Origin of the sequence: Microvirga brassicacearum, from assembly GCF_008757455.1 — a bacterium.
GTDB classification, from domain to species: domain Bacteria; phylum Pseudomonadota; class Alphaproteobacteria; order Rhizobiales; family Beijerinckiaceae; genus Microvirga; species Microvirga brassicacearum.
This window is the reverse complement of sequence record NZ_VCMV01000003.1, coordinates 292,824-304,311: the sequence shown is the minus strand read 5'-3', so window position 1 is coordinate 304,311 and position 11,488 is coordinate 292,824. Positions and strand designations below refer to the sequence as shown.

Here is an 11,488-nt window from a genome sequence, read left to right as displayed (position 1 = left end):
CAAGGACACCGCCGTCCACGCTTCTCTTTCTTTTCTTCACTTGTCAAAGAGCAATGCGCCAAAGGCGCCCGAAGAAAACAGCGACCAACACCGGAATAACCATCCCGGCCCAGCCGCCCCAACACCTCGGAGAGGACGAAGCACCGTGGCGCCCCGTCGATGAAGATGGTCTACAGCAGGCCCTCTTCGGTGTCAACAGCGGATCAGAATTTTTTTGAACGATCCGTGTATTCGTTCCGTCGTCGTCCAGTCCAGACAAGCAACACCGTTCGCAAGAAACAATCGTTTCCTACGTTGCTCAAGTATCGGGCGATCCAAGAACGCTCGATACCATCCCAATTTGCGTCAGAGGAGCCAGTCGGTCGGCCCAGTTACTGGGGACCCTGGCTCGTGCCGTCGACCAGAACCCTGAGAAGAGTCCTGGTCCGGATCGACGTGCGAATGGGCTGAAGAAGCCCGGTAGCGTCGATGCCGCTGTTCGTGTGATGCTCGCCAAGACCAGAAGTCCGGCGGGGACGCGGATATGTCCCCTGCCGCGTGGCATGTCAACAGAGCCTCGGCAAAAATCTTCGAAACTCTGTCACGCAACGGGTGTTGCCGCCTTGTGGCGCAAGGCTTTCGGCCGAGCCGGCAAAATGCCTCCGATCCCCATACCCTACTCGACGCGGGTGGAAATCCACCACACATTGCCGGCTGGATCGCGCACGCCGCTGCGCCGGTCCTCATCGCCCTTCTGGGTAGGCGCCTGAACCGAAACGCCTCCGGCCTCCAGCGCACGGGCATAGGCGGCATCGACGTCCGGGACATAGACATGGAGCCACACCGGAAATGCCGGATATTCCTCGGTGCTGTCGGACAGCATCACGATCGAATCGTCGATCCGAAGCTCGGCATGCATGATGCGCCCATCGGCTCTGTCCATCTTGCGCAGGATCTCCGCATGGAAAACCGCCTTGGCAAACTTGACCACGCGCTGGGCTTCATCCGCCATCATGTAGATCGAAACGCTGGAATACCCGGTGGGCTTATAGGGGGAACGCTCGGCCATCAGTTGCTCCAATCGTACGGGATCACGACTGGTTCCTAGATAGAGCGGCAGTTCCGACAGGCGAGCGCCGCACGATGCGAGGGCAAGTGGGGAGCGCTCCTTAAAAATCGAGCAGTTCGCTTAAGTCTTCGTTAACCGTCCCGGAGCAGGCTCGGGTGACGGGAGGCAGGGACGAGCCACGCGTTCCTGACTTTTTCACCGGATGCATTTCCGTCACTGCCTCCCGCCCAAAATCAGCGAGGTTCGATCGGTGGCGCTCCCTTGCGGCAGCCCGGTAGAGTTACCTCTCGTTTGCGCCGCCGGATTTACCCTGTATCGGTAGCGCCAGCAGCAAGGGCAAACCGCATTGAACCTCTCGTCCACTCTCGAAACTGCCGGCTGGAGCCGCAAGCGAGCCGTTCTGGATCTCGTCATTTTGGGCAGCAGCTTTCTGCTCTTCCTTTGGCTGGCGTACGAGTTCAGTCTTTTCGGGGCGGTAGCGGGGAAACTGCTGGATCCCGCAAAGCGCATCGATTTTTACGAGACCCTCACGGCCGGAGCTTTCCTCTTCTGTGCACTGTGGATTTTTGCCCTCCGCCGCGCGGGCGAATTGCGTGCAGCGGTCCGGCTCCGCGGAGAGGCCGAGAGGCGTGCATCCGAGGCGGACTTTCGCGCCAAACACGATCCCCTGACCGGCCTCGGCAACCGGGCGAAGTTCGACGAGAGCCTCGCGACCATGACGGAGGGTGAAACCACCCCCCGGAGAAGCGGATCGTTGCTGCTTCTGGACCTCAACGGCTTCAAGAACGTCAACGATCAGTTTGGGCACCAATTCGGAGACGAGATTCTGCGGATCGTCGCGCAGCGGCTGAATTTCCATACCCGCGACGAAGACCAGCTCTGCCGGCTGGGTGGCGATGAATTCGCGGTGATTATGCAGGGACGCGGTTACGAACTACCCGGTGAAAACACCTCCGAGGTGATCGCGGAGAAAATCATCGGCACTATTGACGCCCCCATTCGTCTTGATGGACGAACCATCGAGATCGGTGTCGCGATCGGCATCGCGTATTATCCCCAAACCGCGATCACGGCGCGTGAGCTCGTGGCCGCGGCCGACAAGGCACTCTACGCCGCAAAGGCAAGGAATCGCCTCTCCGCCGGTTCCAGCTACGTCGTCAGCGCATAACCGCCCGACGGGTGCCAATGCGCGCGCAAGGAGTGTCGGGCGGGCGACGATAGGAGAGGAGAAGAAACCTTCTCCCGTCGCGGCGCGTTCGAACGATGTCGCCATCTCCCTTGGGGCACATCATGAGCACTCCGAAGAGCCGCGTTCACGCGATCGCAGGCATCGTCATCGCACTGATGGGCGTCGCCCTCGGGATCGGGGGAACATGGCTCGTGGTGCTCGGGGGGTCGTGGTACTACCCTCTCGCCGCAGCCGGATTTCTCGCGACCGGATTTCTCTTGCTGGCGGGCCGTCCCGCCGCCTTGTGGGTCTACGCCATTGTCGTCGCGGGCACCCTTGCGTGGGCACTCTGGGAGGCAGGCCTCGATTGGTGGCCGCTTGCTGCCCGAGGAGATGTGGTCTTTCTCGTCGGACTGTTCTTGGTCACGCCTTGGGTCACACGCGCGTTCAATCACACCGATCAGCGCCCCGCGTCAGGGGGCGGCGACAGGCGGGTCTCAGCTTTTCGCCGCGCCGGGCTGCCCCTCACCGCCGCACTGGGAGCAGCGTTCCTGGTGGCGGTCGCCTCGTGGTTCACCGAGCCCCATCGCGTCGAAGGGCTCGTGCCCGCGTCACGCGCCGGATCAACCCCGACAACGCAACGCGTCCCGCCAGGTGAATGGCATGCCTATGGCCGCACGGCCTACGGCCAGCGCTTCTCGCCGCTCGAACAGATCAAGCCGGACAATGTCGCCAATCTCGCCGTCGCCTGGACCTATCGGACCGGCGACATGCGCGGTCGTCCGGGCGATCCGGTCGAGACGACCTTTCAGGTAACCCCCCTCAAGATCGGCGAGCGGCTGTTTCTTTGCACGCCCCACCAATCCGTCATCGCCCTTGACGCCACGACCGGCCAGGAAATCTGGCGCTACGATCCCAAAATCCAGGGCGGATTGGCACTCCAGCACCTCACCTGCCGCGGCCTTTCCTATCATGCCGGAACCGGAACCTCCGCCGCAGCGCCGATCCCGCCGGCAAGCACGCCCGCCCCTGCCGCGCCGCCCACGTCTCCCGAACGGCCTCAACCCATCGCAGCCGCTGACGGCAAAGTTACCGATCGCTGCTCGGCCAAGCTCTTCATGCCGACCGCCGATGGGCGCCTGATTGCTTTGAACCCGACGGACGGTGCCGTTTGCGCGAACTTTGGTGGCGGCAAGGGGCAGATCAACCTCTGGACCAACATGCCGAACGTCAATCCAGGCTCCTATTACTCGACCTCTCCGGTCGTCGTGACCGCCAATCTGATCATCGTCGGCGGCACGGTTCTGGACAATGTCTCCACCAATGAGCCCTCCGGCGTCATCCGCGCCTTCAGCGTCGAGACCGGCGATCTGGTCTGGAACTGGGATTCGGGCAATCCGGAGGTGACGACGCCGCTGAAGCCCGGCGAAACATATACGCCGAACTCTCCCAACAGCTGGTCGATCTCGAGTGTCGACGAGGCCCTCGGCATGGTCTTCGTGCCGCTCGGCAACCAGCCACCGGACCAATGGGGCGGCAATCGCTCGGCGAATGTGGACAGGTTTTCATCTTCGGTAGTGGCGCTCGATCTTGCCAGCGGCCAGGTGCGCTGGGTGTTCCAGACCGTCCATCATGACCTCTGGGACTATGATGTGCCGTCGCAGCCGAGCCTTATCGATCTGACGATCCAGGGTCAGTCCGTGCCCGCTTTGGTGCAGCCGACCAAGCAGGGCGAGCTTTACGTCCTTGATCGGCGCACCGGCGAGCCACTGCTTCCGGTCGTCGAAAAGCCGGCGCCCCAGGGCGCCGCTGCGCGCGACAGAACAGACCCGACACAACCGGTATCGGCACTCTCGTTCGATCCGCCCGCTTTGCGGGAGAGCGACATGTGGGGCGCAACGATCTTCGACCAGCTCAGTTGCCGCATTGCCTTCAAACGCCTGCGTTACGAAGGGCGCTATACGCCGCCTTCAACGCAAGGGACGCTCGTTTATCCCGGCAATTTCGGTGTCTTCAACTGGGGCGGTGTCGCTGTCGACCCACAGCGGCAGATCGTGTTCGCGACACCGACCTATCTGGCCTTCCTGTCGCAACTGGTACCGCGCGCAGACGACAAGTCGCTTTATGTCCAGGGCGACGAGCGCCCGGCCGACAGTCTCCCCTCGTTGAACGAGAACTTCGGTGCACCGTTCGCCGTGAGACTGAGCGCCTTCACGTCGGCCCTCGGCCTGCCATGTCAGGCGCCGCCTTGGGGCTACATTGCGGCGGCCGATCTTACGACCGGAAAAATTCTCTGGAAGCATAAGAACGGCACGGTCCGTGACGCCTCGCCGCTTCCCCTGCCCTTCCGCATGGGCGTGCCTAACCTCGGCGGACCGATCATGACGGCAGGAGGCGTGGCTTTCCTGTCAGGAACGATCGACGACTATGTGCGCGGTTACGACGTTACGAACGGCGATCAACTCTGGGAAAGCCGCCTGCCAGCTGGCGGTCAGGCGACACCGATGACGTATACGGGCACCGATGGACGCCAATACCTGCTTGTCGTTGCCGGCGGGCATGGATCCCTGGGTACCAGGGCCGGCGACTACGTGATCGCCTACGCTTTGCCCAAAACCTAAGCGACCGCGCGTCATATTTTAGCAGGAACGGTGCCGCGGCTTCCCTGTTTTATCATTGAGCGGCACGCTCGCCGCCGAATAGGAAAGGACATGACGATGCCGAATAAGAAAGGATCCGGAAGTCGAGGCTTTGGTTCGATGGACGAGGACAAGCAACGCAACATCGCCAGCAAGGGCGGAAAAGAGAGCGGCGGCAACTTCAAGAACGATCCTGAGCGCGCCTCCGAAGCGGGCCGCAAAGGCGGGGAAAGTTCCCGCGGCCATCGATAGTCGCCTCACCATAGCACTAAGCAAGCCGGCCGGACCTACCCGGCCGGCTTTCGCTTCGCTTATGGGAGTTGCAGGCAGGTAACCGGGGGAAATTGGAGCGGGCGATGGGAATCGAACCCACGACATTCAGCTTGGGAAGCTGACGTTCTACCTCTGAACTACACCCGCGCAATCCTATCAATAGCCGTCCTACCGGCAGCGCCGCAAGGGGTCAGCGGAAGTGCTTGGACAGTTTCAGGCTTTGGGCCTGATAATTCGAACCCGCACCGGAGCCGTAGAGAACCTTTGGTCTCTCCGCCATGCGCTCATAAACCAGGCGTCCGACGATCTGACCGTCTTCCAGGATGAACGGCACGTCACGAGAGCGAACCTCGAGAACCGCGCGTGCCCCATCCCCGCCCGCAGCCGCGTGGCCGAAGCCAGGGTCGAAGAAGCCCGCATAATGCACGCGAAACTCCCCCACCAGCGGGTCGAAGGGCACCATCTCGGCCGCATAATCGGGCGGCACGTGCACGGCCTCTTTGGAGGCGAGGATATAAAACTGACCCGGATCGAGGATCAGCGTGCGGCCCGGATTGGCATAAAGCGGCTCCCAGAAATCGGCCGCGACGCAGGATCCCGGCTTGTCCACGTCCACAAGCCCGGTATGGCGTTTGGCACGATAGCCGATCAGGTTGTCGTCGCCGAAACCCGCCAGATCCACGCTCACCGCAACTCCGTCCTGGATCGAGGGTTCGGCAGAAGTGACGATCCGCTCGCGTTCATGAAGCGCGTGGAGCTCTGCGTCGCTGAGGCGCACCACCCCCTTCCGCAAGCGCAACTGGGACAATCGCGTCCCGGTTCGGACCAGCACTGGGAAGGTTCGGGGCGAGATCTCGGCGAATAACTGCCCCTCATAGCCGGCGCCGATCGTGTCGAATTCCTGTGATCGGTCGGTGATCACGCGGGTAAACACGTCGATCCGCCCGGTTGAGCTTTTGGGGTTCGCCGCGGCCGAAAGGTCGGGGGGAAGCGACAGGCTCTCCTGCAGCTCGGCGATATAGACGCTTCCGGTTTCCAGAATGGCGCCGCCGGTGAGGTCGATCTCGTGGTAGCTCAGCTGGACGAGCCGGTCCCGGACCGTGTGGTTGCGGCCGGGCAGGAAGCTTGCCCGCACCCGGTAGGCGCGCCTGCCCAACCGCAGGTCGAGACTGGCGGGCTGAACCTGGTCCGACGCGAACGGCGTTTCCGGTCTGATGATGCCGACCTGAGCGAGACGCTCGATGGCATCGGCCGATTGGATTCCGTCCTTTAACGCAACCATGAGCTTTTTTCCGGGTTTGACCCCCTCTCCCTAGCGTAGAAGGAGCCGAGCGGCCAAGAGGAGTCAGCCGCTCCTCAACCGTTTGTCGCTGAGAGACCTTCCCTTTTTCGCACCGCGGCGTCCCAGTTGGTGGAATTGACGGGGGGCGGCCGCCGCCTTAGGACGACAGGACAAAATTGTGCCTGACGAGCGTTCTTCGAGTGACACCCATGTACAAGGCCGTGACCCGGGGCATCAGCGTGACGGTTACGCCGCGCTACATGCCGGAAGAATCGTCCCCGCAAGAGGAACGATATTTCTTCGCCTACACGGTGGAGATCGTAAACACCGGCGAGGAGCGGGTGCAGTTGCGTTCACGTCACTGGAAGATCATGGATGAGCGCGGACAGGTGCAGGAGGTCCGCGGGCCGGGTGTCGTCGGCGAGCAGCCCGTTCTCGGTCCGGGCGAAAGTTTCAGCTATACCAGCGGGTGTCCTCTGCCGACCCGCAGTGGCACCATGCAAGGCAGCTACGTGATGGAAACTGACGGCGGCGAGACGTTCACCGCCGAGATTCCACTCTTCTCTCTCGACATTCCCCAGGCCAAGCGCGTGGTGCATTGAGGTATTGATGTCTTTCAACGGCCAGCGGTTCACGCCGCTCGAAATGCTCGCCAAGCTCGTATCGTTCGATACCGTGACGGCGAATACCAACCTGCCACTGATCGCCTTCGTTGAAAGCTATCTCGCCAGTTGGAACGTCCCCTCCATCCGCCTGCCGAACGAGGCTGGCGACAAAGCGGCGCTCTATGCCACCATCGGCCCGCAGGATCGCGGCGGGGTCGTGCTCTCCGGCCATACGGACGTGGTGCCGGTGCGGGGGCAGAGCTGGACCTCGGATCCCTTCACGCTAAGGGTCGAAAACGACAGGGCTTACGGTCGCGGTGCCGTGGACATGAAAGCCTTCGACGCCATTGCGCTGGCGCTGGTGCCGGATTTTCTCGCCGCCAATCTGAAAACGCCGATCCACATCATGCTGTCCTATGACGAGGAGACCACATGTCTTGGCGTCATGGGCGCGATCAATCGCCTCGGCCACGACCTTCCGCTGCCGAAGGCGGCGATCGTCGGCGAACCGACGGAGCTTGAAGTCGTCGATGCGCACAAGAGCGTCGTCGCGTTCACCACCGAGGTGCACGGTTTCGAGGCGCATTCCTCTAAGCCATATCTCGGCGCAAGCGCCGTCATGGCGGCCGCGGAGCTGATTGCGGAACTCAACCGCATCGGCGACGAATTGATGGCACGCGGCGACACGAGCGGGCGTTTTGACCCGCCCTACACGACCGTGCATGCAGGCGTGGTCGGCGGCGGCATCGCGCGCAATATCATCTCCAAATTCTGCTCGGTTCAGTGGGAGTTTCGCGGCTTGCCGAGCCTCGATCCAAACGAGATCCCGCGACGTCTCGAGCGTTTCGCTGAGGAAGTCGCGCTGAAGCGTCTCAATCGTTTTGGCGACTTTGGCCGCATCGAGACAAGAATGGAAATCTCGGTTCCAGGCCTCGCACCGGAGCCCGGTTCAGCGGCTGAAATCCTGACACTGCGACTGGCCGGCCGGAACCAGACACAAACGGTGCCTTTCGGCACCGAGGCTGGACATTATCAGAAGGCGGGAATTCCCACCGTCGTCTGCGGTCCAGGTTCGATCAACCAGGCGCATCAGCCCGACGAATACATCACGCTTGAGCAACTCGATGCGGGGACAGCGTTCATGCGTCGCCTCGCCGCCGTGTGCGCCGCCTCATAGCGCGTTCCGGCAAACGCTCTGCAACGCGCGAGCAGTCGCGCGTTTACTCCGCTCCCGCGCGAGCAATTTCCGCTTCGACCTCCACTGGATCGAGATCATAGAAACGCGAGCAGAACTCGCAGGTGATGCCAATGCGCCCGTTGTCGCCCACCATATCGCGACGGTCTTCCGGCGAGAACCGCCGCATCATCGACATCACGCGCGCTTCTGAGCAGCGGCATTCCTCATGCACGCTCTGCCCGTCGAACACCCGCACGCCGCGTTCGTGAAAGAGGCGGTACAGCAGGCGTTCGCTGGAGATGGCCGGATCGATCAACTCATGATCCTCGACGGTCTGGACGAGTGCCTTTGCCTCGGCCCATGCGTCGTCATCACCAAACCCGGAATGACCACGCGACGGATGGCCTTCGGGGATGTCTCCGGGCGACAGATCCGCCTGCCGCATCCGATCGGGTGATGTGGGCAGAAACTGAACCATCAGGCCGCCGGCGCGATAAGTATGTTTGCCGTTCTCAAACTGCTCCGCCACCGCCAGGCGCACGCGTGTGGGGATCTGTTCGGATTGTCGGAAATATTCGTGCGCAGCTTCCTCAAACCCCTGTCCCTGCAACGCCACCACCCCCTGATAGCGGCTCTGCTCGGTCCCTTGATCGATGGTCATGGCGAGGTAGCCCGAACCGATCAGATCGCCGGTCTTCGGGCCATTGGCGATCAACGCATCGAGGCGTTCCTGATCGAAACGCGCAGTGGCGCGCAGGCGGTCGGGCGCATCGAAATCCACGACGATCATCTCGATCGGACCGTCGGTCTTGGTCTGGAGCTGAAACCGCCCCTGAAACTTGAGAGACGAACCCAAAAGGACCGTCAAGGCTGCGGCCTCGCCCAAGACGCGCGAGACCGCATCGGGGTAGCCGTGGCGGGAAATGATGGTGTCGATGGATGATCCAAGCCGGACAATGCGTCCGCGCACGTCCAGCGGCTCGACCGCAAATGGCAGCACGGCATCGTCCGTGCCTTCGAAAGGCGCCGCGCTCATGCGCCCGCAACTCCCAGGCACCAGGCGAGAATGCCTTTTTGAGCATGGAGGCGGTTCTCGGCTTCGTCGAAGACGACAGAGCGGGGTCCGTCCATGATCTCGTCCGTCACTTCCTCGCCCCGATGAGCGGGCAGGCAATGCATGAAGACCGCGTCTTTTTGCGCCACATCCATCAGCGCCTTGTTGACCTGATAGGCCTTGAGCAGGTTGTGGCGGCGGAACTCGTCCTCGTCGCCCATCGAAACCCAGCAATCGGTCACGACCGCATGGGCCCCGTCGGCCGCCTCGAAAGCGTCGGTCGTCACGGCGATCTGCGCTCCCTCGTTTCTCGCCCAGGTCAAAAGCTCCGGGCGCGGCGCAAGTTCCGGTGGAGACGCGATATTGAGCTTGAAATCGAGCCGGGCGGCTGCATGGACCCATGAGGCGAGCACGTTGTTGGCGTCCCCGGTCCAGGCGATGGTGCGTCCCTTGATCGGTCCACGATGCTCTTCGAAGGTCATGACGTCGGCCATGATCTGGCACGGATGCGTCATTTTCGTCAGGCCATTGATCACCGGAATCGATGCCGATTCAGCAAGTTCCGTTACCATCGCGTGATCGAGCGTGCGGATCATGATGGCGTCCACATAACGCGACAATACACGGGCGGTATCGCCGATGGTCTCTCCGCGGCCGAGTTGCATCTCGCGGCCTGTAAGCATCAGGGTTTCGCCGCCGAGTTCGCGCATCCCCACATCGAACGAGACGCGGGTACGAGTGGACGGCTTATCGAAGACCATCGCCAGAACCTTGCCCTCGAGGGGCCGATCCTTCGCGCGTTCGCCCTTGCGGCGTTTTGCCTTGATGGCCGAGCCGATGTCGAGAACATCGCGGATCTGCGACCCTGTAAGTTCGCTGAGATCGAGAAAATGGCGGGTCTTCATAGAGCCGCTCCCCGCCGATCCTCATCTTTCAGGCCGGCTTCCAGCACCGTGCAGGCGGCATCCAGTCGCTGGATGGCTTCCGCAATGTCGGAATCCGACACGATGAGCGGCGGCAACAGGCGCACCACATTGTCGCCAGCGCCGATGACAACGATCTTCTCGGCGAGAGCAGCCTTCACGAGTTCCGTGTTCGGCACCCGCGTCTTGATGCCCATCATCAGACCCTGGCCGCGGATTTCGGCGATGACCTTGGGATGGCGATCGATCAACGAGGCGAGGCGCTGCTTGAGAAGCAAGCCCAGATGCTCGACCTTTTCGAGAAACCCGGGTGCGAGAACGACGTCAAGAACCGCATTGCCGACAGCCATCGCAAGAGGATTGCCGCCGAATGTGGTGCCGTGCGACCCCAGGGTCATGCCTTTCGCCGCATTGCTGGTGGCAAGGCAGGCGCCCATCGGGAACCCGCCGCCGATGCCTTTTGCGGAGGTGAGGATATCGGGCGCAACGCCCGTGCTCTCGTAGGCGAACAGCTTGCCGGTCCGGCCGATGCCGGTCTGGATTTCGTCGAAGATGAGCAGCAGGTCATGCTCGTCGCAGAGACTGCGCAGTTCGTGCAAGAATGCGCTCGGCACAGGCCGGATTCCACCCTCGCCCTGAATTGGTTCGATCATCAACGCCGCGGTATCGGGGCCGATGGCGGCCTCGAGCGCCGGGATGTCGCCGAACGGGACCTGGTCGAAACCCTCGGCCTTGGGTCCGAACCCTTCAAGGTATTTTGCTTGGCCGCCGGCGGCCAGCGTCGCCAGCGTGCGCCCGTGAAAGGCACCCTCGAAGGTAATGATGCGGAACCGGTTCGGCTTGCCATTCGACGCCTGGTACTTGCGCGCCATCTTGATGGCCGCCTCGTTTGCTTCCGCACCGGAATTCGAGAAGAACACCACATCGGCAAAGCTGTGATCGACGAGCCGTTGGGCGAGGCGCTCTCCCTCGGGGATCTGATAAAGGTTGGAGGTATGCCAGAGCTTTCCCGCCTGCTCCGTGAGCGCCTTGACGAGATGCGGGTGCGCGTGGCCAAGAGCATTCACCGCAATCCCGGCCCCGAAATCGAGATATCGCTCGCCATCTCGGCCGAAGAGCCAGGCGCCCTCCCCTTTTTCAAAGGAAAGATCAGCGCGCGCGTAGATCGGCAGCAATGGCGATGTCACAGGATGGTCTCCGCCTGGTAGGCCCAAAATCACATCGAGCCAGAAAAGAAAGCGCCGCCCAATGGAGAGGCGGCAAGCTAAGGATTCTAATGTGCGTTACAACGCTGTCAATTCAAGAGAAATGATCTAAAC

General features: G+C 62.1%; 11 protein-coding genes and 1 tRNA gene. 6 read left to right on the top strand and 6 right to left on the bottom strand.

Annotated elements, in window-relative coordinates; translation table 11 throughout:
* Positions 1–218: hypothetical protein (locus FEZ63_RS25350; protein WP_210251570.1), on the top strand; the 218-nt coding region annotated here is incomplete at its 5' end.
* Between the two features lie 437 nt (positions 219–655).
* Here the strand turns inward: FEZ63_RS25350 and FEZ63_RS03165 are convergent.
* Positions 656–1,048 (bottom strand): VOC family protein, encoded by a 393-nt coding sequence (locus tag FEZ63_RS03165; RefSeq protein WP_150942179.1) that lies wholly within the window; start codon positions 1,046–1,048, stop codon positions 656–658.
* Positions 1,049–1,394: 346 nt separating this feature from the next.
* Here FEZ63_RS03165 and FEZ63_RS03160 point away from each other — a divergent pair, with 346 nt between their 5' ends.
* From FEZ63_RS03160 to FEZ63_RS03150, 3 genes are all read left to right on the top strand, one after another.
* Positions 1,395–2,216, top strand: coding sequence for a GGDEF domain-containing protein (locus tag FEZ63_RS03160; RefSeq protein ID WP_150942178.1), 822 nt, complete (start codon positions 1,395–1,397; stop codon positions 2,214–2,216).
* A gap of 122 nt (positions 2,217–2,338) precedes the next feature.
* A complete protein-coding gene (locus FEZ63_RS03155; protein ID WP_150942177.1) occupies positions 2,339–4,837 on the top strand; it encodes a glucose/quinate/shikimate family membrane-bound PQQ-dependent dehydrogenase in 2,499 nt (832 codons plus the stop codon).
* A gap of 90 nt (positions 4,838–4,927) precedes the next feature.
* Positions 4,928–5,107: a con-10 family general stress protein gene (locus tag FEZ63_RS03150; protein WP_476738958.1), complete on the top strand. Its 180-nt coding sequence runs from the start codon at positions 4,928–4,930 to the stop codon at positions 5,105–5,107.
* 93 nt (positions 5,108–5,200) lie between these two features.
* Here FEZ63_RS03150 and FEZ63_RS03145 read toward each other — a convergent pair.
* Both FEZ63_RS03145 and FEZ63_RS03140 read right to left on the bottom strand, forming a co-directional pair.
* Positions 5,201–5,275: transfer RNA gene (locus FEZ63_RS03145), tRNA-Gly, on the bottom strand.
* A 43-nt stretch (positions 5,276–5,318) separates the two neighbouring features.
* The gene (locus FEZ63_RS03140) at positions 5,319–6,410 is read right to left on the bottom strand and encodes a 2'-deoxycytidine 5'-triphosphate deaminase (protein ID WP_150942176.1); all 1,092 of its coding nucleotides are present in this window, start codon (positions 6,408–6,410) and stop codon (positions 5,319–5,321) included.
* A gap of 209 nt (positions 6,411–6,619) precedes the next feature.
* On the opposite strand from FEZ63_RS03140, the gene apaG reads away from it, so the two are divergent.
* Positions 6,620–7,012, top strand: coding sequence for a Co2+/Mg2+ efflux protein ApaG (gene apaG / locus FEZ63_RS03135; protein WP_150942175.1), 393 nt, complete (start codon positions 6,620–6,622; stop codon positions 7,010–7,012).
* A gap of 7 nt (positions 7,013–7,019) precedes the next feature.
* Positions 7,020–8,192, top strand: a complete 1,173-nt coding sequence (gene argE, locus FEZ63_RS03130; protein WP_150942174.1) for an acetylornithine deacetylase — start codon at positions 7,020–7,022, stop codon at positions 8,190–8,192.
* Between the two features lie 43 nt (positions 8,193–8,235).
* On the opposite strand, the gene FEZ63_RS03125 is transcribed toward argE, so the two are convergent.
* From FEZ63_RS03125 to FEZ63_RS03115, 3 genes are read right to left on the bottom strand one after another with little or no spacing between them, the layout of a single operon-like run.
* Positions 8,236–9,228, bottom strand: coding sequence for an Hsp33 family molecular chaperone (locus FEZ63_RS03125; RefSeq protein ID WP_150942173.1), 993 nt, complete (start codon positions 9,226–9,228; stop codon positions 8,236–8,238).
* Entirely contained in the window at positions 9,225–10,151 is a 927-nt protein-coding gene (gene argF / locus FEZ63_RS03120; RefSeq protein WP_150942172.1) for an ornithine carbamoyltransferase, read from the bottom strand. The genes FEZ63_RS03125 and argF overlap by 4 nt, the downstream gene beginning before the upstream one ends.
* On the bottom strand, positions 10,148–11,356 hold the full coding sequence (locus FEZ63_RS03115) for an aspartate aminotransferase family protein (protein ID WP_150942171.1): 1,209 nt from the start codon (positions 11,354–11,356) through the stop codon (positions 10,148–10,150). Before FEZ63_RS03115 ends, argF begins: the two co-directional genes overlap by 4 nt.
* Between the last annotated feature and the right edge of the window lie 132 nt (positions 11,357–11,488).

What these genes read in the sequence shown, in the direction of transcription:
- FEZ63_RS03165 (WP_150942179.1), bottom strand. Translation starts at nt 1,048, where the DNA reads ATGGCCGAGCGTTCCCCCTATAAGCCCACCGGGTATTCCAGCGTTTCG.
- FEZ63_RS03155 (WP_150942177.1), top strand. Translation starts at nt 2,339, where the DNA reads ATGAGCACTCCGAAGAGCCGCGTTCACGCGATCGCAGGCATCGTCATC.
- FEZ63_RS03150 (WP_476738958.1), top strand. Translation starts at nt 4,928, where the DNA reads ATGACGATGCCGAATAAGAAAGGATCCGGAAGTCGAGGCTTTGGTTCG.
- FEZ63_RS03140 (WP_150942176.1), bottom strand. Translation starts at nt 6,410, where the DNA reads ATGGTTGCGTTAAAGGACGGAATCCAATCGGCCGATGCCATCGAGCGT.
- apaG (WP_150942175.1), top strand. Translation starts at nt 6,620, where the DNA reads ATGTACAAGGCCGTGACCCGGGGCATCAGCGTGACGGTTACGCCGCGC.
- argE (WP_150942174.1), top strand. Translation starts at nt 7,020, where the DNA reads ATGTCTTTCAACGGCCAGCGGTTCACGCCGCTCGAAATGCTCGCCAAG.
- FEZ63_RS03125 (WP_150942173.1), bottom strand. Translation starts at nt 9,228, where the DNA reads ATGAGCGCGGCGCCTTTCGAAGGCACGGACGATGCCGTGCTGCCATTT.
- argF (WP_150942172.1), bottom strand. Translation starts at nt 10,151, where the DNA reads ATGAAGACCCGCCATTTTCTCGATCTCAGCGAACTTACAGGGTCGCAG.